Source organism: Candidatus Hydrogenedentota bacterium (assembly GCA_019695095.1).
Taxonomy (GTDB): domain Bacteria; phylum Hydrogenedentota; class Hydrogenedentia; order Hydrogenedentales; family SLHB01; genus JAIBAQ01.
This window is the reverse complement of record JAIBAQ010000044.1, coordinates 1-22588: the sequence shown is the minus strand read 5'-3', so window position 1 is coordinate 22588 and position 22588 is coordinate 1. Positions and strand designations below refer to the sequence as shown.

The following is a 22588-nucleotide window of genomic DNA, read 5'->3' as shown; positions in this document are numbered from 1 at the left end:
GGGGAGGTTTGGCGGATGCCTGAGGCTACGCTTCACAAAGGCGCCTCATGGCGCGTTTGGGTCTTGTTGTATATCGCGTTTGCCCTCGTACTTGCCATCGGCGGATTCTTCTATTACCAGCGCGAAGCCAAAGAGATCCGCGACGAAAAGCAAGACGCATTGTCTGCCATTGGAAATCTGAAGGTGAGTCAGATCATCCAATGGAGAAAAGAACGTATTGGCGACGCGATGAACACCGTAGGGAGTCCCTTTTTCCGGCGGGCGCTGAGGGAGTTCCTCGAAGATCCTGATGTCCCTGGCAGGCGCGAAGAATGGAAATCCAGGCTGCAACTTGAGCAGAAGGCATACGGATATACCGATGCGCAATTGTTGACGCCGGACACTACGGTTCTGGTATCGGCGTCAGACAAGGCAGACCCTGTACCTCCCATCGTTAAGGATGCAGTTAATGCTGCTCTGAAGCAACGAGACGTGGTCATCTCGGATTTCTATCGCGCGGATGACGGCGACGTCTATGTGGACATAGTCGGTCCGGTGTTTGACGACGCTGGGCGCCTCATGGCGCATCTAGTCCTCCGGTGCGATGCGGATGATTACCTGTACCCCTTACTCCAGATGTGGCCGACCCCCAGCCCCAGTGCCGAGACGCTACTTGTCGAACGGCAGGGACAGGATGTGGTGTTTCTCAACGAGCTTCGGCATAAAAAGGGATCGGCACTCGAACTCAGATTTCCAGTTACCAGGTCCGATTTACCTGCGGCGCAAGCGGTGCAGGGAAAGCAGGGCCCATTTGAAGGCCTTGACTATCGGGGCATCCAAGTATTGGCAGACCTGAAACCCGTACCCCACTCGCCGTGGTTTATCGTTTCTAAAGTTGACCTGGACGAAATTCTAAGCGAGGCCAGGTACAGGGCTGCGGAAATAGCCGTTGTCGTCGCCTTGCTTTTGGGTCTTATGGCGATGGGTATCGCATACCTGTATCGACTGCGGCAAACGGATATCTTTCGTAGTCTCTTCAGGGCGGAACGGGCCCGGCGTGAAGCCCAGGAAGAGTACCGCACCATTTTGTATAGCATCGGCGATGCGGTCATCACCGCAGACAAGGAAAGCCGTGTCGTACAGATGAATCCTGTGGCGGAGCAGCTCACAGGTTGGAAAGAAACCGAGGCCAAGGGGGTTCTTCTGGAGGAAGTCTTTCGGATTGTGTCGGAAGAGACGGGCGAAGTCCCCGAGAGCCCGGCACAACGCGTCTTGCGAGAAGGCAAGATTGTGGGACTCGCCAATCACACGATCTTGATCGCGCGAGATGGCACCGAGCGCCCCATAGCCGATAGCGGCGCGCCTATCCGCGACGAAGCCGGGACAATCACCGGGGTCGTGTTGGTCTTTCGCGATCAAACGAAGGAACGCACGGCGGAAGAAGAACTCCGGCGAAGTGAAGAACGAGTGCGGCTCGCGATGATGGCGGCTGAACAGGGTTTGTTTGACCTGAATGTACAAACCGAAGAATCCGTCGTTGGCGCCGAGTATGCCGAGATACTTGGCTATACGCTGGAGGAATTCAAGGAGTCAGGCCTTAATTGGCGCGACCGGATTCATCCCGACGATTTGGAGAGGATCCAACAGGCGTATCAGGAGTACATCGAGGGAAAACGTCCCGAGTTCCGCGCGGAATTCCGGCAAAAGACCAAATCGGGAGACTGGAAGTGGGTCCTATCCGCCGGGAAGATAGTGGAATGGGACAAAGAAGGCCGGCCGCTTCGCCTGCTTGGGACGCACACGGACATCACCCCCATGAAGGACGCGGAGTCTGCGCTGCTTCGTGAACAGGCGTTCACTCGCGCAATGCTCGAGAGTCTTCCAGGGATCTTCTATCTGTACACCTATCCTGAACTACGCCTGGTCATGTGGAACAAAAATCACGAGGAATACCTGGGATTTGGCAGTCAGGACGTACGCAATCGCCATATTCTGGATTGGCATGTGCCCGAAGCGAAAGAAGCAGTACTTGGGGCCGTCGAAGAGGTGATGCGAAAGGGCGTGAATGTTCTTGAAGCCCCTCTAATGTCCAAGGATGGACGCGCGATTCCCTTCTTTATGACCGGCGTCCGGTTTGAGGCCCAGGGACAGCTCTACCTCATGGGGTTCGGGATTGATATTTCCGAACGTAAGCATGCCGAGGAAGAGAAGGCCAAGCTGGAATCGCAGTTGGTCCAGGCGCAAAAGATGGAAGCTGTGGGACAACTTGCCGGGGGGGTAGCGCACGACTTTAACAATATGCTGAGTGTGATTCTCGGCCACTGCGAGCTGGCACTTGCCGCGCTGGATTCAGCGCATCCCGTGCGTGAAAGCATCACGGAAATCATGAAGGCGGGCCGGAGATCGGCGGATCTTACGCGCCAATTGCTGGCATTCGCGCGCAAGCAGACGATTGCTCCGCAAGTCTTGGATCTTACCGATACCGTCGCGACAATGCTGAAGATGTTGAGCCGGCTGATTGGAGAAGACATCGACCTGCTCTGGAAACCCTCCCATCATCGTCTTCCGGTGAAGATGGATCCTGCTCAACTCAACCAGATTCTTGCCAATCTGGTCGTGAATTCGCGCGACGCCATCGTGGATGTAGGCAAGATTACGATAGAAACGGGTTCCGCCGAGTTCGATCGCGAGTACTGCGAGGACCACATCGGATTCATTCCCGGGAAGTACGTTTTGCTTGCGGTCAGCGACAACGGGTGCGGCATGGACAAAGAGACGCAAGAGCGGCTCTTCGAGCCTTTCTTCACAACGAAGGAAATCGGAAAGGGAACCGGACTCGGATTGGCGACCGTATACGGAATCGTGAAGCAGAACGGCGGCTTTGTCAACGTGTACAGCGAACCGGGACAAGGCACAACATTTCGCATCTACTTCCCGCTGCTCGAGACGGATGAGAAAACCTCCGAACCGGCCCGGGAAATCGCAGAGCTTCCTCGCGGCGTCGAAACGGTGCTGGTTGTCGAAGATGAAGCTGCTCTTCTTCGCCTGGCCCAGCGCATGCTTGAGCGGCTCGGGTACACGGTGCTGGTTGCATCCAATCCCGTTGAAGCCATTGAAACCGCCGCAAAGCATCAGGCGGAAATCCATCTTCTGATAACAGACGTTGTAATGCCCGGAATGACGGGACGCGACACGTGGAGGCGGCTTCGCGAAATTAGGCCGAACCTGCGATGTCTGTTTATGTCCGGATACACGGCCAACGTGATTGCGCATCAAGGCGTGCTGGATGAGGGTGTGCATTTCCTACAGAAGCCGTTCACGGAAGAAGCGTTGGCTCGCAAGATTCGAGAAGCGTTACAAGACTGAATTACGTTAAAACGTCTTGAATGCCGCAAACTCAATGGCGGCCACCACGTCCCACAAATGAAGGACTTGGTTGACTAGATGCTTCAAGGGGTTCTTCTCAACGTAGGACGTGTCCCATTCGGGCGCCGATAGCACCACGTCCACGTTGGGCGTGACGCTATCGCCGGTGCGCACGATCGTCTTTCCCCGTTCCAGGTAGGCCAGTACCGCCTTCATTTGTCCATCGAGGTCGTTGCGCGATGCGGGTTCGACGCGGCGCTCGCGGCAGGCGTCGAGAACCTCCTTAACGGCGGCTTTCAACTGATGCAGGGTAATGGATTCCGAGTGTCCGTGCAGACAACGCAGGTAGAGGATGCCGGCCGTGACGTGCGCGGCGTTCACCTCGGTCAGTTCCCCCATCATCTCGATCAACCTGAAATCGAGGTCCCGTTGCACCGCACGATCCGCGTCATGCGGCAAATACTGCGGCTCCCCAAAGATTATCACCGTCTTGTTGGTGGTGGGGTTGTGCGTTCGGGCGCAGGGAACTGCCGGAATCCTGAGGTCCGGGCGGCCACGTTGTGCTTGCGCAAGGAAGAAGGTGACGCCGCCGGGTTCTTCGATACCGTCGCGGTATTCGATAAACACGCCTGAACGCGACCGGGAACGCCCCGGGTACATGATGAATCCATTGCCTTCGCGCAGGAGCTTCACGAAGGGTTTCATTTGCGACAACTGAACATTGCTGCGGCTGATGAGCAGCGCGCCTGCCATGCAAGCCAATTCGTCTACGTCGATGAAACGCGATTTCGCGGCGCTAATCCCCGCAAAGAAGTCATCGCGCATCATGAAGCGCACCGCGTAGGACGCGTCGCAGAGATAATGAATCGCCCGGTACAGTAAAAAGGGGTCGTCCTTCTTCTGATGATTTCCGGCGAACACGACCGGCCCATGGCGCGGACAATTGTGGCCGTCTTCAAACCGCAGCATCTTGGGCCAGCCCAGCAGGCGGTCCAGCACTGGCACGCCCTCTCGGTAGATATCGACAAACTGTGGGCGGGAACCCATACCAAACCGGTAGGCGAAGTAGCGGATGAACCGCCACGTAAGGACAAACCAACCTCGTAGCTCAAGTAGTGTCATTTGGGCAAGGATTTTACAGGGAGAACGAAGAGGCGGCAACTTGGCGATTCGAGGTCTTCGAACCGGGGTTGCGGCGCCCACGCCAATGGTCTGATGAACAGGTCATAGCTCAGGGACATCGAGCCAGCGGCGCTGTTTCCACGACTCGTAGCCAAGTTCGGCGAGTTGGACTCCCTTGGCCCCTTCTCGCAAGCCCCAGCGGAACGGCTCATCGAGTACCAAATGCCGCAGGAACAGCTCCCACTGAACTTTGAACGCGTTGTCATACGCGACGTTGGACGGCATAGGCTCCCACGCGGCATAGAAGTCGATGGGGTTGTCGATATCCGGATTCCAAACCGGTTTCGGGGTGACGGCGTCGTGCTGGGTCCAGCATTGCCGCAACCCGGCGACCGCGGAGCCCTTCGTGCCATCCACATGGAGCGTGAGCAAATCGTCGCGCCGCACGCGCGTACACCACGACGAATTGAATTGGCAGATGATTCTCTGGTCGGTCTGGAACGTTCCGTAGGCGGCGTCATCCGTGTCGCAGATGTAGGGTTTGCCGGCCTCGTCCCATCGGTCAGGCAGGTGCGTCGCGCCGAGAGCGGACACGGCGGTCACGTTGCCGAACAGGTTGTCGATAACGTAACGCCAGTGGCAGAACATGTCGAGCATGATGCCGCCGCCGTCTTTTTGGCGATAGTTCCACGACGGCCGTTGAGCGGGCTGGTTCTCGCCCGTGAACACCCAGTAGCCGAATTCGCCACGGACGGAGAGGATGCGCCCGAAGAAGCCCGTATCGATGAGGTACTTGAGCTTGCGCAGGCCGGGTAACCACAACTTATCTTGCACCACGCCGTGTTTGATGCCTTTCTCCTTGGCGAGCCGGTAGAGATCCATGCTCTCGGCGGAAGAAGTCGCGACGGGTTTCTCGCAATAAATGTGCTTGCCCTTCTCGATGGCGCGTTTCACGTCTTCGTAACGGCGCAGCGTTGTCTGCGCGTCGAAATAGACCGGATACTTCGCGTCGTCAAGCAACGCGGCAAGATCCGTCGAGAATGGTAAGCCGCCGTGGGCATCAGCGAGCTTTTTCAGTTTTGCTTCATTACGCCCGACGAGGATTGGCTCAGGCATGATCGTTTCGCCATCGCTGATGGCAACGCCGCCCTGATTGCGGATCGCGAGGATGGAACGCACCAGATGCTGGTTGGTTCCCATGCGCCCGGTGACGCCGTTCATAATGATACCGACAGTCTTCACACTTCCCCCTTTGCTTGGTAAAACGATAAATGGACTGGCACTGACGCGGTGCAGTAGCCTTGGGCCGATGCCGGCTAATGGCCGTTACGCAGCGAACCGCGCGTACACCACGAAGGCCCAACATCCCGCCGCAAATCCGAACACGGTAAGGGCCATAAGAAAGAACGTAACCTCGCGCTCGACAAACGTGCTGCTCTTTCGGGCCTCGCGCTGTTTTAGGAGCCAAAACGCCAGCGCGACAATGGTCGCGCCCACGGCCAACGCGATTGCCCCGGTCGGAATCGCGGCGGCCAAGGCGGGCAATTGCCGCGAGTTCCGATGCCGTTCTATGTATTCAGAATGGTCTGCCACGATATCAATCCTCACGCGCCTTAACTTGGCCGCAGTCTGTACGGTAATGCCCACTGTTTCCCTCACCCCATGCTAGAAAACACGGGCTTCGGTTTCAAGAGTTGTCTGAATCATTGCTTATCATTGTCTTAGTTGTGGCATCGGAGTAATCTAGATCGAGACGGTGTCTCTTTGCGAAGTGCGGACCAGCCAAAGGAGTGAGAATGCCTGTCGGAAGTCTGAGCGATGATGTCTTACGCGATGGCCCCGTAGTGACCTCGGGGATCAAGGATTCAGATGATGATCGGCCGCACGTATATTTCGCTGATTATTCGAAGAATAAGAAATCGTGTGTGATGCTGGGGAATTGCGTCCTTGCTGTTAATGAAGACAGGAAGGATCTCTCCCTCGGGTACGTCTTTCGTTTTCCAGACGGACAAGAACTGGCAATTCGGAAGAGAAGCGAATTCTGGGGCGGACCAACGCTGGAAGCCCTGTGGAATGGCAAACAGGTTCCCGGGTCCGCCATGCACAAAGACAGGATTCAAGACGGATACAAGGTAGCGGCAGATTTTCTGGTCTGGTGGAACCTGGCCGTTGCATTGACAGTTCTCTTGCTTGAGCCTCTCATGAAGTCTCCCTTGCCTGGAGGCCGGTACTTTGCTGTGCCACTTGTCATGATCGGTCTGCTTTCATGGGGTCTGAAGCGCCGACAGAAAAGGGATCGTCTGTGGTTGGCGGCCTGCATCATAATGGGTATTGGTTTCGTTTCGATATCTCTCGTATTTTGGTGGCACGTGCCAAATCCGCTTCTCATCTTTTTTGTTCTCTGTATGTGGCGTCAGGCTCTTGACTCTCCATATACAGCATTTCGTATTGCGCTTGAGCGGGCTTACCTGAGCCGGACAGGCAAGAGTGCCGTGTATTCCCTTCGGCGATGGAAACGGGCAAAGGCGATAGACGTTCCTAGACTTTGGGGAAGGTGCGCATTCTGCGGAGTAGAACTTACTGTTGATGAGTTTCCCGAAGGAACCAAATGCCCAAAGTGTTGGACCACGCGCAGAGGCCCGATATGCCATTCGAGCAGTGTCGCTGATGCCGATCATCTTTGCTCCGAGATCGGTATGCCAGTTGATGCGAGAGGGTAGGGGTCGCACTAATCTTGTGCATGTTCGAGAGTGAACTCCACTGTCGATATGAATGGGGTGAATTACGGGGTTCAGGGAGGTCGTATGTGTAGCGAAGGTGACGTCACCGTGAACACACAGACCGAAGACATTCTTGGACTGCATTCACTTTCAGCGGACGATGTCAGGAATGCAGTGGACATCGCGAACCCGACAGTCGATGGTCGGCGAGTCGTCAAGTTGAATTCACAGATACTCGGCGACTTCTCTGAGAAAGAGCTAAGGCGCGGAGTAGTCTTCCGGTTCTCGACGGGTGACGTGCTTGCGTTGCGCCATTACCACGTCCTAAACCGAATGGCTGTTGCCATTGCATGGAACGGCGTAGCACTTCCCTACCCCTCAGACGAGCGCAAGGCATTCAGCAGCAATGTCCGTCAATCTTACTCTCTGCTACTGACACATGTCTTCGTCGGCACGATCTTGATGCTGCCATCACTTGCCAAGTACTACTCTGATCGGGCCTTGATAGGTGTGCTCATAGTGACAGCACTTACATATCTTGTCATAAAGGTCCTCTGCACCAAGCATCCGATCATTATGGCCCGGTTGGGATTGGGTCTGTACGTACTTCCGTTCTTCTTGATAACGGCGGGGATTCTAGCGGGCGCCACAACGAAAGGCGTGGTTCTCTTCGCGCTGTTAGTCCTGGCGGGATTTGTAAAGACTGCTCCCTGGATGCTCCTTGTGATGCGGCTACCCATGCCCGACAAAACAGGACGAGCTTCGGGAAAAGGCTTCTCCCAATACACGCCGAAATGGAAGCGCGCACGGATCGTGGATGTCTCCGATGAATGGTGTAAGTGTCTGCTCTGCGGGTGGGCACTTCCCTTGGATTTCTATCCCGAAGGTTCCGAGTGTCCGAATTGTTGGGGCAAGCGACGCGGGCCGCTGGATGCAGTCGCTAAATGCGATAGGGATTGCTTAGACACGATACCGTCCTAAAGGTGCCCAGCTAACTACTGCCTAGGCAAATCCACGCGTGGTCGCTTCCTGCGAGAACTCATTAGATCACGCCCTTGCTTCCGGTGCTTGATCGTGGAAAGCGAGATAAGGTCCGCTGTAGATCATCCGCAGCAGGTACACGCCCAGTTCCATCGCGTGGTAGTCGCCCCACATCGACGACTCGCCGAATGGCACGCGTTTCCCTTTGGGGATAGCATCCCATCCGCGCGGACGGTGATACACCGAATGCAGAATCAGTCCTTGGTGATTCAGGTCTTCGGATAGATACGGCGGCGCAAGCAAGGTGCGCGCGACGGTCATTCCCGCTTGCCAATAGCGTCGGCCCTTCGCGCCGAGCACGCGGCCCAGGCGCAGCAGGCCCTGCGCGGCAATTGCCGCGGCGGAGCTGTCCACCGGTTCGTAGGGATTGTCCGGATGCGACGGCTCCTTCAAATAGTCGCCAAGGTAGACCAGGCCCGGTGCGCCGGTATCCCAATACGGAATGCCGTCGGCGGCGGTGTTGGCGATGTAGAAGTCCGCGGTTGCCGTGGCCGCTTTGAGCATCATGGCGCGCAACGCGGCGGGTCCGCCCCACGGTTTTAGATCCGCGTAGGGCATGGCTTCAAGGCACTCCATTTCCTCCGCGAAGCCGAGGAGCACCCACGCAAGTCCGCGGGTCCACGTCGAGAACGGCGAATACCCTTGTTGCGTGCTCGGGCAGCGGTATTGGCCGTCTTCCGTATTGAAGATGCTCTCGTGAACGACCCGGCCCGGTATGTCGTAGGCATCGCGGCCTTCGCCGTAATACACGTTGTAGCGCGCCGTGTTGAGCATGTGCTCGATGGCGCGGCCCAGCAGGGAAATCTTGCGGTCGTTTTCCCCCATGAGGCAGTGGCCCAACTGGTGCGCCAGCATCAGCGCGCGGCACGAGCGAATCGTGTCGCTGAACAGAGAATGCGGGCCGTTGAACGAGTAGATGTACCCGGTGCCGTCGGCGGTGGGCGTCCAGCGCGCGGCCTGCACAGCCCCGGAGACTTTGAGCGCCAGTTCGAAGAGCAACATGGCGTCGCGCGATTCCTGCACGCGGCCTTCGCGCGCCAGGCGCCTGAGGTTGCCGTAGGTGGAGACGTTGTTAAACCCGTGGTCGTGAACTCCGATGTGGCTCACGTGCGGGGCCATGAATCGCAGCGTGTTTTCGCGGCCCAGGCGAAGAAATGTCTCGTCACCGGTCGCGTCGAATTGCAGAATCTGGCATCCATACTGAAAGCCTTGGGTCCATTCGGTCCATCCGCGCGTGGTGTATTTGCCGTTGAGCGTAAACACTGGCGATCCTTGCGCCGGGTCCCATGCTGCGGCCAGGCGGCGCAGCTTCTCGCTGGATAGGGTGAAAAATGCTTCCAATGGCTTGGCCAGATCGGCCAACTTAATCCGCTCGTCGACGTTCATGTTCCCCCTCCTTGTCTCGCCCGCTGCGCCTCCAATAACCGGCCAGCGCGGACCCGGATAAATTGTGCACTACGCTGAATACGCTGGACGGCAACGCGACCAGGATATTCGAGAAGTGCGCTTTCGCCAAAGCGACGCCCAAACCGCTGTTCTGCATGCCGACCTCGATGGCGATGGCGCGGCGGGCAGAGACAGGCAACCGCAGTGCGGATGCAAACGCATAGCCCAACGTTAGCCCCGTAACGTTGTGAAGCGCAACTAAGATTCCGACCGTTCCGAGCGCGTCGAGAATGCGCTCGCGTGAGGAAGCGACAATTGACGCGATGACCAGGGATATAAGAAGCACGGAGACCGCCGGGAACACGTTGATGAAGCGGTTCAGCGTTTGTTCGCGTAACAGCCTGCGCAGGCCGAACCCGGCGAGAACGGGGACGAGCACAATCTTGACGACGCTCATGAAGAGGTCCCACGAATTGACCGGTAGAAAGCGGCCACCCAAAACGCCGATCAGCCAGGGCGTGAGAACGATGGCCATAAGAGTCGAGAGGGCGGTCATGGTAACGGAAAGCGCAACGTCCGCTTTGGCGAGGTAGCAGATGACGTTCGAGGCCGTGCCGCCGGGGCACGAACCGACGATGATGAAACCCATAGCCAACTCCGGCGGAAGCCGGAAGATCGTCGCGATGGCCCATGCCGTGAGCGGCATGACCAGGAACTGCGCCGTGAGGCCGCAGGCGACCGCGAGTTTCATGCGGGCAACGCGCGCAAAGTCCGCGGGCTGCAATGTCATGCCCATGCCGAACATGATTACGCCCAGCGCGGGCACAATCGCGGGAGACAGGGCGCGAAACGGGGCAGGCAAGGCATACGCAACCGCCGAGAACAGAAGCACCCACAGGACAAACAAGTCGGTCCAAATCGCCAGCGCCCGTAGCACGACCCCCTCCACGGAGTTTCAACGCGGAACACCAATCAGTGTCGCAGAGGATTTCAACGCGATCAACCGCACTGCGGGAGACCTGAGACAACGGCGGTGTGTGAACTACTTGTTGTCTCGATACTTTGTATGACATTCCGTGCAACTCTCGCCCGCGACGCTAAATGTCGCTGCAATAGCCGCCGGAACGTACTTTTCGCGCAGCACTTTCTCCAGACCAGAAGCCCTGTTTTCCGCCTCCTTCAGAATCTGGCGAAAATCTTCGGGTCGTTTCGACACTGCCTGCATGCGGCCAATTTCGCGATACAATTCCACCACTTGGAGCGCTTCGTGGGCTGGGTCGATGTCCGGATGATCGGGCGGCGTCTTCCAGCCTGCGGCTTTTGCTGCTTTGAGATTGTCCCAGTGACGATCGATTTCGACCATGGCCTGGGTAAGATCATCCGTCTGCGCAACCTCGGGCAACGTTTCCGCGACCTTCTGGAGGTCATCCGAACTTGGCCGCGCAAATTCCTCGACGCTGCGAAAGAGACCTTTGTAGCGGGGGTCCGTCCCAGCCGCTTTCATTACCTCCAAGGCTCTTGCTGTGGAACACGAGCCGTCGGTGCACATCAGCGCGATGGCGGCGGCAGCGGGTCCGCGATGCTTGCCATGGTGACAGTGAATGTAGAACGGTCCGGGATAGGATTGCAGCGCTTTCGCAATCTCCAGTGCGCGCTCGCGCGAGATGCCGTCGTAGCCGAAGGGGATGTGCACATAACGCAAGCCCGCCTTGTGCGCGGCATCGACGTCTGGTTTGGAACCGTCCACCGATATGACGGTCTTGATCCCGAGACGCTTCAACGATTCAAAGGCCGCGCCAGAATCGGGGGCGCTGCCCGAATAGAGCGATTCACCGATGCGAAACACGTTCTCGATCCCTTCGGCATGAACAGGGACGAGCTCGACCTCTTCCTGGGCCGCGGCAAAGGCGCGGCACGCAAACCCAATAGCGATGAATATGAGGACGTACAGGTGAGGTCCGTACTTCCGAAAAGGCATGCGAGAGTTCCTTTCAGTTCGCTGTGTATCACCAGGAAACGGGGCCCATGATAGGACATGGACTACTGAAGGCTCACATGACGGAAGGCAGAGATATCGATCACACATATCCCAGGGCGGCGAGAGTGTCGCGCTCGGATTGGCTGGGTTTGTGTAGGGCAATGGCGTTTTCGGCTCGCCCGGTGGCGGTCCCAAAATCCCATGGGAACCGGCTACGCCACTCAATCAACCGCGTGACAAGGACACGTACCGAATCGGGCTGCTCGGCGGTTAATCTGTGGGATAGAATTCCTTCTTCCCCGTCTCCGAAGCGTTGTCTGAGTCAGTGGATGCGGAGGGATTGTAGGGTTCGGAGCCTTCGGGCCGTTCCCACGACGTACTCTCGGAGCGCTGTGCGGGCTCCGGCTCGCTTTTTTCGGAGGAGTCCGCCGCCGAAGCGGGTACGGAAGTATCGCTGTAGGAATATGCCCCTCCGTACGTTGCGGCGGAGCTTTTGTTGGATTCGTCCTCACCGGTTAGAGAATCGATGAATTCCTCCGGCTTAATCTTCTCCAACTCCTTAAGCTCTTTCTTGAAGGGCTTTATTTCTTCGGCGATATCGCGTTTGGCTTCTTCCCAGTAAGAGCGGATGTCGCGCATGAAACGAAGGGCAATCTTGGCGTGCCCAGGAAACTTGTCCGGACCGAGGATTAAGAGCGCCACGGCCGCGATGACGAGCATCTCCGTGATGCCTATATTGTTAAACATGGCAGACTACCCGCTTGTATTTTCGCGCCGCCGTACCAGCAGCACTGCAATCCAGATGCACGCTTCATACATGATAACAAGCGGCACCCACATGACCATCATGCTCAGGGGATCGATTGTCGGAGTCAGTACGGCTGCAGCAACAGCCAGAAGCACGAACGCAACTCGCCGCTGGGCCTTGAGAAATTGAGGCGAGACGACCCCCAGGTAGACAAGGATCAGCACAACCATGGGGAACTGAAATGCGATCGCAAATGCGAGAAGAAGCATCAGGATGAAGGAAATGGTCGCCTTCATCTGTAAACTCTGGGTCACCGTTTCGGGCGTCCACTGTATCATGACGTTGATAAGTTGAGGCGTGACAACAAAGTAGGCAGCCGCTACCCCGACAATCGCAAGGAGGCTTCCCCCGCCGAGAAGTATCATCGCGGCGCGTCGTTCTTTGGGCCTCAAGCCGGGGAATACAAAACCGCACAATTCGAAAAGAATGTGAGGAAGGCATATGGCGACCGTGAAGTACCCCGAAATCTTCAGGTAAACCATGAGCGATTCCATGGGATCCAGACTCAACCAGGAAAGCTGAGGATTCTTCAACGGTTTCTGGAGGAGGAGAAACAGGTGGTCCGAAAACGCGAAGCACACGCCGAAGACGACGATAAGGCCCGCGCACACACGGATCAGCCTTGTACGCAGTTCCCCCAGATGCTCGGTAAACGTCATTCGCGCTTCGTCTTCGAACACTCGTGCACTCCTGTAAAGCCGGTCAGGTAGTGAGCGGCAGCCGCACTCCACCTGTGAGACATCGGGAGATCGTACCTGCTTACGGTGTCGCGTGCAAGTGGGGGATTGTCCGGGGAATTACCCGGGGAAGGCGAGAGCTGGCGAATTCCTCCCAAATGTTGATCCTCGTTACCCTGTGGCATATAAGGAAAGACCAGCGGTTTATCCAGACCATGAGGAGAGTCTCTCGTTATGCAATACAGAATACTTGGCCGGAGCGACCTGAGCGTGCCGGTAGTTTCGTATGGGGCTTGGGCCATCGGCGGTTGGATGTGGGGCGGCACGGACGATGCGGCGGCGATTCGCTCTATCCAGGCCGCTATCGACACGGGTATGAATCTCGTCGATACGGCGCCTACCTACGGCATGGGACACAGCGAACGCATTGTGGGCCAGGCCATCAAAGGGCGTAGGGACCAAGTCATCGTGGCCACGAAGTGCGGAGTTCGCTGGGACCTCGAATCCGGGCGGGTGGTCTTTCAGACCAAAGACAACGACGGCGTTCCGCGCAATATCATCCGGTGTCTGCGCCCTGAGTCCATTCGGCATGAGATTGAACAAAGCCTTCAGCGGCTGGGGGTGGACGTAATCGACTTGTACCAATGCCACTGGCCGGATGTGGACACGCCTCTGGCAGATACGATGGAGACGCTCCTGGACATTCAGAAGCAGGGGAAGATTCGCCACATCGGAGTCAGCAATTTCACGGTCGAAATGATGGAAGAGTGCCTCAAGTCCGGTGTTATCGTGAGCGACCAGCCGCAATACAATCCCCTGCAGCGCGCCATTGAGAAAGACGTGTTGCCGTTTTGCGTGGCGAATGACATCGGCGTGTTGGCCTACAGCCCGATTGCGCAAGGTTTGATGACAGGCAAAGTCACCATGGACCGGACGTTTAAGGACGGCGACGCGCGCGCTGAGCGGCCATGGTTTCAGCCTCAGAACCGCAAGCGGGTGCTCGACATGTTGGAGGCCATCCGCCCGATTGCCGACGGACATGGTGTCACGTTGTCGCAACTGACGATAAATTGGGTCTTCTCTCAGAAAGGACTCACAACCGCTATCGTTGGCGCGCGTGACGAGAAGCAGGTCGCGGAGAACGCCAAGGCGGCTGAGTTTACGTTGTCCGAGGACGAACTCAAGACCATTCGCGAAGCCGTGGAAGCGCTTGGCGAGCCGGTGTGAGGCAACGATTTTGCGGAGGATAAACACGTGAAACCTCGATACGCTGCACACATCTTCCTGAGCATAATCTTGGCGATTTCGGCTTCTTCGCAGGAGAGGGTCAGCAAGCCCTTCTCCTACGCAGGCTATTCGCAGGCGGAGTACAAGGGTGTCGGCGTACAATCGGCCTTTGTGCCCATGTCGGATGGCGCGAAGCTCGCAGTCGATGTGTATACCCCCGCGGACGGCCCTGCCCAATCGTCGTTTCCAGTCATTGTCGAGTACCTACCGTATCAGCGTTCGCGTGTGAATCCGGCAACTGGCGAAATCGAAGACTCGCGCAAAGATGCGGACTGCAAACTCTTTGTATCGCACGGCTACGTATTTGTGCGCGCGGACATGCGCGGCACGGGCGCGTCCACGGGATGGATGATCGATTTCATGCCGCGGCTTTGCGACGACGGCAAGGAGTTGGTGGATTGGATCGCCGCACAGCCGTGGTGCGATGGCAACGTGGGCATGAAGGGGGCCTCGTACCTGGGTTGGTCGCAAACGGCGACGGCTTCACGAATGCCAAAGGCATTGAAATGCATCATCCCCACCGTAATTCCGCTGGACGGATTTTCCGGAGAAGTGTATCCGGGAGGCATCTACCTACAAGGTTTCATGGCCGGATTCTCCGAATACATGGCGCTGATTACGCGCAATTGCTTTGTGCCCGACGGTGGTATTCGCCCGACGAAGCCCGTCGTGGATGAAGACGGCGATGGAGACTTGGCCGACGAGATTCCGGAGTATGACCCCGCCACCGGGTCCTTTCTGACAAATGGCGAACCCAAGTACCGCGATGGCGTTCTCCGGAAAAATATCTACTACGAAGCGACCAAGGAACACACAAGGAATTTCGACTACAACAGTTGGGCGTCGAAGGCAAACTTCCTGGATTCACCGATAGCCGACGGTTTGGACATGTACGTGCTCAGCCCCGGAGGTCACGTGCCGGGCGTTATGAAGTCAAAGATTCCGATTTACAACATTGGTGCGTGGTTCGACGGATTCGCGCGCGGTACGTTTGAGCTGTATTGCACGATGCGCGAATCGAATCCATCGAAGCTGTTGATTACCGTCGGGTATCACGAGCCGGAGCAGGGTCCATTCTGGAAGTACCTGGGCGAAGACCGCGATTCCATACCGGCTCGCTATTGGGCGGAGCATCTGCGCTTCTTTGACCATTACCTCAAGGGGATAGACAATGGCATCGACAAGGAACCGCCCATCTGCATCTACGTGATGCATGGCGGCGGCTGGCGTTTCGAGAACGAGTGGCCGTTGGCTCGCCAAGTGATCACGCCCTTCTACTTTGCCGAGGGCCATGGACTTGTCTCAAAGGCCGGCTCGGATTGGAGCGACGACTACACCATCGACCTCACGCACAGTTCGACCTATACGGAGTCGAAGGGCAATCGATGGCTTGGCATCGGCGTTCAATGGCCTGACGCTCCGCCCGTGCGAACGGAAAAAGACAAACAGTGCCTGACGTATACCTCGGTGCCGCTGGACAACGACACGGAGGTCACGGGACATCCAATCGTTCATATCAACGCGTCTTCGACTGCGCCAGACGCGGATTTCTTTGTGTATCTGGAGGATGTAGATGAGCGTGGCGAGGCATTGCTGGTAACCGAGGGGCAGTTGCGCGCAGGGTTCGCGGGACTACACGACAACAATCGCATGATCCTGCGCGGCACGACCGGCATCGACGTCAAGCCGGAACTGCCGTGGCATGGATTCGAGAAGGCGGACTACAACCCTCAGGTCTTTGCAAACAACGCGGTGGTCGAACTAGTTGTCGATCTCTTTCCTACGTCGTGGGTGTTTCGCAAGGGGCATCGCATTCGCGTGAGTATCGCAGGAGCCGACTATCCCACATTCACTTTGAACCCGGCGCAGAGTCCGAAGAATGACCCTTCCGCACCGGATAACATTTCCACCGCTATTGCTGTGCACCGGGGAGGCGCGAAACCCTCGCGTATCGAACTGCCGGTTATCCCGGGGAAAGCCAAGTAGCTATGCGCGACCGATTCAAAGTGTGGACGCCGGTTAGCGTGCGATGGGGCGACATGGACGCCTACGGCCACGTCAATAACGCGGTGTTCTTTACGTATTTCGAGTGCGGTCGCATCGCCTATTTCGAACGTCTTGGCATCAAAGACCGTTCCGAATCCAACCCCGTGGCGCCCGCGTTGGCTTCGGCGACGATTAACTTTCGGCAACAGCTCCATTTTCCCGCGGAACTCGAAGTAGGCATTCGCGTGACGAAGATTGGCCGCTCCAGTTTCGGGTTCGAACATATCCTCGTACGCACTGGCACAGAAGACGTCATCGCCGACGGCACATCCGTCATCGTGTACGTCGATTACCGCATGGGAAAGTCTACCCCAATCCCCGACCACCTTCGGGATCTGATTCGGATGGTGGAGGGAGAGGAATTCGAAGCCGGAGGTTGAAATCTGCGATTCCGGTACGCTACCTACGCGCTATTCAAATACGGGCTGAGTCTTCAAACCCACCAAACACCCTCTGGAGAGTCATCCAGGGACGTACGCCGTCGAACGGGGCCTGGCTTGCCCGGCGCAATAGTCTGTTGATTGATTCGGTGTTCCGCTTGTCACCTTGTGCATGCATTTCGTTGGCGCACTCGGTATGATAGGGCGCTCCAGGGGCCGGCGGTGGCCCCGTCATGGGACGTGTGCTTCCGGCACAAGGGTGTGTCGCGCGATGCGCCGGACAGCCAAGCGCCGGGGAAGATGGGCTTAGTCCGCAATTTGCGCAGGCGCGATTGAGCGCCGACGCAAATTGCTCACGTGCAAGACGTTGAGGTTATGCCATGAGGATTTCTCGCGAACACACTTTGTTTTCGGAGAAACGCTCTGTTTTTCGCTGCAAGTCTCACGAACACACTGGTTGCGAGAAGAGGTTCAAGTGTGTTCGTGAGAAATCCGGGTTAGGGACGTGATTCGAATCATTCATACGGCGGATCTGCATCTGGACGCGTGTTTTGCGCGCGTGGGTCTGGGGCCCGCGGAAGGCAACCGCCGCAGACAGAGCTTGCGGGACCTCCTGCATCGCATCTTGCAGCGCGCGGTCGAGTGGCCTGCGCATGCCGTGCTGATTGCAGGCGACCTCTTCGAGCACGATCGCATCACGCGCGACACCGTCACGTTTCTCCGCGCCGAGTTCGACGCTGTCGCTCCGATTCCAATCTTCATTGCCGCGGGCAACCGGGACCCTTACGTTCCCGGCTCGCCCTACGCCACCGAAGTGTGGCCGGACAATGTCACGATCTTCACTTCGCCCAATTGGACGTCCAAGACGCTCAAAAATTGCGATCTCACGGTGCACGGGTTCGGTTTCGATGGGCCCGAACCCTCGTCGAATCCTTTCACGAAACTGCAATTCACGCCCGACGGCAAAGTACATGTCGCTGTCGCGCACGGCGCCGAGAAGAGTGCGACCCCGCTGGGCAAGACGCTCTGTGCGCCTTTCCTCGCCCACTCCTTGACGTTGCCGGAACTTTCCTACATGGCGCTCGGTCACATTCACCTGATGCGCTCGTTCGAAACCGAGCAGGGCGTCCGCATCCAGTACTCGGGCGCTCCGGAAGGCCTCAGCTTCTCCGACACCGGCATGCGGCATTATCTGGAAGTCGAGATTGACGCCGGCGGTGTGCAGGTCCGCCCCGTTGCGTGTTCCAAGGCGGTCTTTTCCGCGCACACGATCGACTGTTCATCTTTTACGACGACCCAGGAGATAGTCGACGCAGTGCGCGCGTTGCCGAGCGATGGCGCGCAAACGCGTATCGTTCAGGTGACTCTCGCCGGAACGGGCCGCCCGGAATGGCGCTATGAGCTCGAAGCCATGCGCGCGCGTCTTGCCGATGATTTCGAATTTGTTTCCTTCGTTGATGCGATGCGCCTGCCCGACGACTACGAAGTTCTCGCGCGGGACTGCACGAGCCAGGGCGCGTTCGTGGCGCGGATCAACGCCGAATTGGTGGATACAACCGACCTGCGCCGCCGCCGCGTGCTGGAACGAGCCCGTGAACTGGGTGTGTCGGCCTACCGTTCCGCTGTCCTTCCTGCCGTACCGCAGGAAAAGGGGTGACGCATGCGAATCGCCCGACTCTGGATAGACGGTTATGGCCGGTTTGCGAGCCAGTCGGTTACGCTCACACCCGGTCTGCAAATCATCCTCGGACCCAACGAGCAAGGCAAGACCACGCTCCGGCATTTCATCTCCGACATGCTTTACGGTCAGAAGCGCAACGCCTCGCCCACCGATTACGACGAGTCGCACGAGTTGCGCCGTCCGTGGCGTCACCCGGAACGCTACTCCGGCCGGCTCACCTACCTTCTTGACAACGGTTTCGAAATCGAGGTCCATCGTTCTTTTAATTCGGAACAGGACGCCGTCCACGTTTTCAACCGCACGCACGGCAGGGAGATCACGGAGGAGTTCGAGCGTTATCGCAACAACGAGCCCAACTTCGCCGAACGTCACCTTGGCCTGACCAAGGCGGTATTCACGAACACGGCCACCATCGGTCACCTGACGCTTGAGCACCTCGGTGACGAGGACGCCCTGGAACAAATACGCGAACGCATTCTCTGCCTCGCGGACTCCTCGGAAGATTCTGCTTCCGCCGATACGGCCCAGCAGCGCTTGCTGGAACGCATCCTCGCGATCGGGCGCCCCTCCGTCGAGACGAGCAAGCCTTTGCCCATTGCGTTGGCACGGAGGGAAGAACTCGAACGCGAACGCGCCGAGTCGCTCAAATCGCACGAGGCCATCACGGAACTCGAACGCGAGCGTACCGGCCTGCGCGAGGAGATCGCGTCGCTCAACCGGCGCAGGGCGCAATGCGAAGACGAGCTTCACTCGATCGAAAGCCGCGACCGTCTCCAGCGTTTTATTGAAGTCCAGCGCATCCAGATTCGCATTGACGACGTCACGCAAAAGTGCTTTGCGTTGAGCAGCGTTCGCGAATTCCCGCTCGAGCACACGCCCGAAGTGCAGCGCGCCGCCAACGGCGTCGCCACCGCGCGCGCCCAAGTGGAACGCACCCGCGTCGAGTTGGACGACCTGCAGCGGCAGTTGCAGACGGAGATGGAACGCTTTGGCGGCGCGGACAGCCCCGCTTCCAACGACGTTCCAGAACACACAGAACGCGAACTGGGTGACCTGGAGGCGCGCATCACACGCCTCACGGAACGTCTGGAAGCTCTGGAAGAGGAGCGGACAAAGGCCGAACAGCGTTCAGCGCAGGCGCAACGCGATCTCGAACTGGCCCCGGACTTCAGCACCATCGATACCGATCCGGTTGAATGGCTCAGCCAGCTCGCGATGTCGTTTCGGTTGGCGGTGCAGTCGCGCGACAACGAAATGGAGAAACTGCGCCGCTTGCGCGAATCCGTCGACAAGCGCCAGTCCGTTGCCGTGAAACCCGGCTGGGTGTTTTCACGATTCGAAGACTTCCATGCCGAAGCCCGCGAATACGAAGTTCAATTGCGCGTCCATCGCGAACAGACCGCGGCGCTTCAAGCGTCGTTGGAGCGTTCGCGCACGCTGGCCCAGCGAAAGGATGTCAGCGCTCCCGGATTCATGTGGGGCGCGGGAATTCTGACCCTGTTTAGCGCAGGCTTCTTCATCGCATCGGCGTACTTCGAGAAACCCTATCTTTACATCCCCGCCATCTTGTGCACGATCTTGCTCATCGCATCCATCGCGGCGTGGATTCAAGGACGGATAGCGGCTCGCCGCGCGCACATGGAGGTCCTCGAAATACAGGACGATCTCCTGCGCCTCGACGAAGAAACCGAAGAGCGCCGTGAGCGAATCGACAAAGCCATTGCGGAGGCGGGCGTTGCGTCGTTGCGCGAGTTGGACGCGCTCTACGAGCAGTACACGCGAACCAGCGCGGAACTGAAAGCCCTGCGCGAAACCATGTCGCAACAAGAGCAACTTGCCGAAGAAGGCGATGAGCGGGTTCGCGATCTTTTTGTGAAAGTGAAGGAGACTTTCGAGAAGTTTGGCGAGACTGTCGCCGACGAAGACGATATTCAGAACGCCGTCAATCGCACCATCGCACGCTATCAGGAATGGCGCGATGCCAAACGCCGCCTCTCCGAGAGTAAGGACCGGCCTGCGCAGTTGGAAGCGCAATGCGAAAAGGTGCGCCAGGAACTTGAGGAATGCCGCCGCGAAGAAGTCAGCCGCGCGTTGGACGTCCGCCAAACCATGCGCGATTCCGGATTCCGCGAGGAATCGAAATACACCAGCGCGCTGAGCGCCCTGCGCGCCTACCGTATCCGTAGCGCCGACCTTCGCCAGAAACGCGGCCGCATCGACGTGCTGAAGGAACGGGCCGCGTCCCTCGAATGGCGTCTTGAAGCGGAACTGAAAGATCAAGCCAAGCAGGAAGAGGGTCTCGCGCGGCGCTTGGCCTTGGGTGGCGCGGATTCCATCGAACATTGGCACGAACTTGCCAAGCAGGCCAAACAGTATCGCGACGCATGGGAAGAACGTTCACGGCTTCAGGAGAAACTGGATTCGCTCCTGATGGGCGAATCGCTCGAGGCCCTGCGCAAAGCTGTTGAGAAAGACGGCCCCGCTGTAGAGTCGTTCCGCCGCTTGCCTACCGTCGTGAAGGAAGAGCTGGAAAGCCTGCGCACCGCCCTGGCCGCCCGGTCGAAACAGGAACACGACCTGCAACTCGAAATTGCCAAACGCACCGCCGGACAACGCTCGCTCAGCGAAATCGACGAAGACCTCGCCGTCGTGCAGGCCCGCATCGAACGCATGGAACTGGAGTTGGAAGCCGGCGCCTACGCCGCGGCGCTGATCGAAGAAGTTGCCCGCGACCGTCATTCCCGGATCGCGCCGCGCATGGCCACACTCGCCGGCGCGTACCTGCGCGAGATCACGGGCGGCGCCTATAACGAACTGGTTATCGGCCGCGACCTGCGCATCTCAGTCCGAATCCCGCAGACGAAGAAGCTGAGCGAGAATCCGCGCAACGGACTCAGCAAAGGCACCGTTGACCAGATCTACCTGGCCTTGCGGCTCGCCCTGGTCAAGAGCCTCAGTGACAGCGGCGAGAGCATTCCGCTGCTCCTGGACGATCCCTTTGCCAACTACGACGACGACCGTCTCTCCAAGGCGCTCAACGTGTTGCGGCGCATCGGCGAGACCAACCAGATACTTCTGTTCACGTGCCGGCACGACGTTGCCGAAGCTGCCACCGTGAGCGGTGTTCCAATCCTTACACTCTAATAACATTGCCCGCGTAAACTTGGCCGAAGCCAACTTGGAGCGCTCGCCATGCCAAACACCCAATCAAACGCCGCTGTCGTCCTGCTTAGCGGCGGACTCGACTCTTCCGTGCTCCTGTTTCATGTGCTGCGCGATCTGCGTCGCAGCCCCGTCTATGCACTCAGCTTTGAGTATGGCCAGCGCCACTCAAAGGAACTCGACTGCGCCAAATGGCAGGCGGATGCCGCCGAAGTCGAGCAGCATCGCATCGTCGATCTGTCGTTCCTGGGTGGGCTCGTGCGCAGCACCTCCGCGTTGGTGCGCGGCGGACAGGCCGTCCCCGATTTGAAGGATCTCTCTGCCGCCGACCTTGAGCAACCTCCCACATACGTTCCAAACCGCAACATGATCCTGCTGTCCGTAGCTGCCGCCTACGCCGAATCCTGCGGAATCTTCGATGTCTTCTACGGAGCACAAGCCTTGGACGAATATGGTTATTGGGACTGCACGACCGACTTCCTCGAACGAGTCAACAGCGTACTCGCGCTGAACCGCCGTAAACCCGTCAACATTCACGCGCCCTTTATCCGCCGTAAGAAAGTCGATTCCGTCCGCCTCGGCGCAGCCTTGGGCGTCAACTTTTCCTACACGTGGTCCTGCTACCGCGGATCGGACAACGCGTGCGGCACGTGCCCAACCTGCGTCGAACGCATGAATGCCTTTCGCGAAGCCGGCTTAAAAGACCCCATCGCCTACGACTAATCTCGTGCGCGCGCAGAGCCCAGCAGGAATTCACACCGCTGGCGCAGTTCCTGTTCCCGATTCTTCCATTTGAGCGTATCTTGCCGCTACGAGATACGTGGCAATGCCCACGCCGCCTTTCACGGCGGCAATGACCCACGCCATACCCCACGCTCCGTAGCGGGGAACGACGAAGAGTCCAAGCAGCAGCGTCGCAAGGACTTTGGCAAGTTCGAGGAAGGCGATGGCGCGC

17 protein-coding genes are annotated in these 22588 nt (G+C 58.1%); 8 read left to right on the top strand and 9 right to left on the bottom strand.

What is annotated here, in order from left to right:
* The first annotated feature begins 15 nt into the window (after positions 1 to 15).
* A complete protein-coding gene (locus tag K1Y02_09620) occupies positions 16 to 3345 on the top strand; it encodes a PAS domain S-box protein (GenBank protein MBX7256607.1) in 3330 nt (1109 codons plus the stop codon).
* A gap of 6 nt (positions 3346 to 3351) precedes the next feature.
* Here the strand turns inward: K1Y02_09620 and K1Y02_09615 are convergent, their stop codons facing one another.
* The 3 genes from K1Y02_09615 to K1Y02_09605 form a co-directional block, all read right to left on the bottom strand.
* Positions 3352 to 4467: a 1-acyl-sn-glycerol-3-phosphate acyltransferase gene (locus K1Y02_09615; GenBank protein MBX7256606.1), complete on the bottom strand. Its 1116-nt coding sequence runs from the start codon at positions 4465 to 4467 to the stop codon at positions 3352 to 3354.
* 102 nt (positions 4468 to 4569) lie between these two features.
* Positions 4570 to 5688, bottom strand: a complete 1119-nt coding sequence (locus K1Y02_09610; GenBank protein ID MBX7256605.1) for a Gfo/Idh/MocA family oxidoreductase — start codon at positions 5686 to 5688, stop codon at positions 4570 to 4572.
* 105 nt (positions 5689 to 5793) lie between these two features.
* Positions 5794 to 6060 (bottom strand): hypothetical protein, encoded by a 267-nt coding sequence (locus K1Y02_09605; GenBank protein ID MBX7256604.1) that lies wholly within the window; start codon positions 6058 to 6060, stop codon positions 5794 to 5796.
* Positions 6061 to 7271: 1211 nt separating this feature from the next.
* Between K1Y02_09605 and K1Y02_09600 the strand changes: the two genes are divergently transcribed.
* Positions 7272 to 8168, top strand: a complete 897-nt coding sequence (locus tag K1Y02_09600) for a hypothetical protein (protein MBX7256603.1) — start codon at positions 7272 to 7274, stop codon at positions 8166 to 8168.
* A 66-nt stretch (positions 8169 to 8234) separates the two neighbouring features.
* On the opposite strand, the gene K1Y02_09595 is transcribed toward K1Y02_09600, so the two are convergent.
* From K1Y02_09595 to tatC, 5 genes are all read right to left on the bottom strand, one after another.
* A complete protein-coding gene (locus K1Y02_09595) occupies positions 8235 to 9614 on the bottom strand; it encodes a glycosyl hydrolase (GenBank protein MBX7256602.1) in 1380 nt (459 codons plus the stop codon).
* Entirely contained in the window at positions 9592 to 10533 is a 942-nt protein-coding gene (locus K1Y02_09590) for a bile acid:sodium symporter family protein (GenBank protein MBX7256601.1), read from the bottom strand. Before K1Y02_09590 ends, K1Y02_09595 begins: the two co-directional genes overlap by 23 nt.
* 123 nt (positions 10534 to 10656) lie before the next feature.
* The gene (locus tag K1Y02_09585; protein MBX7256600.1) at positions 10657 to 11592 is read right to left on the bottom strand and encodes a hypothetical protein; all 936 of its coding nucleotides are present in this window, start codon (positions 11590 to 11592) and stop codon (positions 10657 to 10659) included.
* 270 nt (positions 11593 to 11862) lie between these two features.
* A complete protein-coding gene (tatB, locus tag K1Y02_09580; protein ID MBX7256599.1) occupies positions 11863 to 12339 on the bottom strand; it encodes a Sec-independent protein translocase protein TatB in 477 nt (158 codons plus the stop codon).
* Between the two features lie 6 nt (positions 12340 to 12345).
* Positions 12346 to 13080 (bottom strand): twin-arginine translocase subunit TatC, encoded by a 735-nt coding sequence (tatC, locus tag K1Y02_09575; protein ID MBX7256598.1) that lies wholly within the window; start codon positions 13078 to 13080, stop codon positions 12346 to 12348.
* Between the two features lie 231 nt (positions 13081 to 13311).
* Between tatC and K1Y02_09570 the strand changes: the two genes are divergently transcribed.
* From K1Y02_09570 to queC, 6 genes are all read left to right on the top strand, one after another.
* Complete coding sequence (locus K1Y02_09570; GenBank protein ID MBX7256597.1) at positions 13312 to 14304, top strand: aldo/keto reductase; 993 nt, start codon at positions 13312 to 13314, stop codon at positions 14302 to 14304.
* Positions 14305 to 14331: 27 nt separating this feature from the next.
* Positions 14332 to 16350, top strand: coding sequence for a CocE/NonD family hydrolase (locus K1Y02_09565; protein MBX7256596.1), 2019 nt, complete (start codon positions 14332 to 14334; stop codon positions 16348 to 16350).
* A 2-nt stretch (positions 16351 to 16352) separates the two neighbouring features.
* Positions 16353 to 16790: an acyl-CoA thioesterase gene (locus tag K1Y02_09560; GenBank protein MBX7256595.1), complete on the top strand. Its 438-nt coding sequence runs from the start codon at positions 16353 to 16355 to the stop codon at positions 16788 to 16790.
* Positions 16791 to 17295: 505 nt separating this feature from the next.
* Complete coding sequence (locus K1Y02_09555; GenBank protein MBX7256594.1) at positions 17296 to 18447, top strand: DNA repair exonuclease; 1152 nt, start codon at positions 17296 to 17298, stop codon at positions 18445 to 18447.
* A 3-nt stretch (positions 18448 to 18450) separates the two neighbouring features.
* Positions 18451 to 21615 (top strand): AAA family ATPase, encoded by a 3165-nt coding sequence (locus K1Y02_09550; GenBank protein ID MBX7256593.1) that lies wholly within the window; start codon positions 18451 to 18453, stop codon positions 21613 to 21615.
* Positions 21616 to 21663: 48 nt separating this feature from the next.
* Positions 21664 to 22356, top strand: a complete 693-nt coding sequence (queC, locus tag K1Y02_09545; GenBank protein MBX7256592.1) for a 7-cyano-7-deazaguanine synthase QueC — start codon at positions 21664 to 21666, stop codon at positions 22354 to 22356.
* A gap of 30 nt (positions 22357 to 22386) precedes the next feature.
* Here the strand turns inward: queC and K1Y02_09540 are convergent.
* The coding region (locus K1Y02_09540; protein MBX7256591.1) for a hypothetical protein at positions 22387 to 22588 on the bottom strand (202 nt) is incomplete at its 5' end.